The 532-nt window shown below is 47.0% G+C and carries 1 protein-coding gene; it reads left to right on the top strand.

The features are described 5' to 3' along the window. Window positions 1–412, top strand: a 412-nt coding sequence (locus tag R8O11_RS30890) for an Ig-like domain-containing protein (RefSeq protein ID WP_318195346.1), incomplete at its 5' end; no start/stop codon positions are given. Window positions 413–532 lie beyond the last annotated feature (120 nt).

Raw genomic sequence — 532 nt, 5'->3', positions numbered from 1 at the left:
AACTTCCAGTGCGACCATCGATTTAACCGTGCGAAACTCAGCTCCAATTACGCTAGCGGATACGGCGACAGTAGCCGTCGGTGAAAGCATTGTGATTGATGCAGCGGGCAATGATTCGGACGTGAACGGCGATAAACTGGTTGTACAAAGTGTACAAAACTTAACGGGCGTAGGAATCGCGAGTGTAGAGAACGGAAAAATCCGCTTTCAAGCACCGGATAGTCCGGCTGACGGTATCAAGCTGCAATACACGGTTTCGGATGGCAAAGGTGCGACTGCAACGGGTGAAGTGACCGTGACGGTTGTTGCTTCTTTGAAAACAACGACGTTCAAAAATTCGGAGGGTGGCGGCAGTGTTTCTTATTGGGCTCTGATGTTACTCGCTGTATTGGGCTGGCGACGCCGCGTCTAAAACGGTATTAAATTTACGGTATAAGCCACTCGCATCGAGTGGCTTATTTTTTGTGTCTGATTTATTTCGACTTTGCTCTCATTATCTTATGAGATGTGTTTCTCATTATTTTTAAAGCGA

The organism is Vibrio sp. 1288, assembly GCF_033344475.1.
The sequence above is the reverse complement of the archived record's forward strand: the minus strand, read 5'-3'. Positions and strand labels throughout refer to the sequence as shown.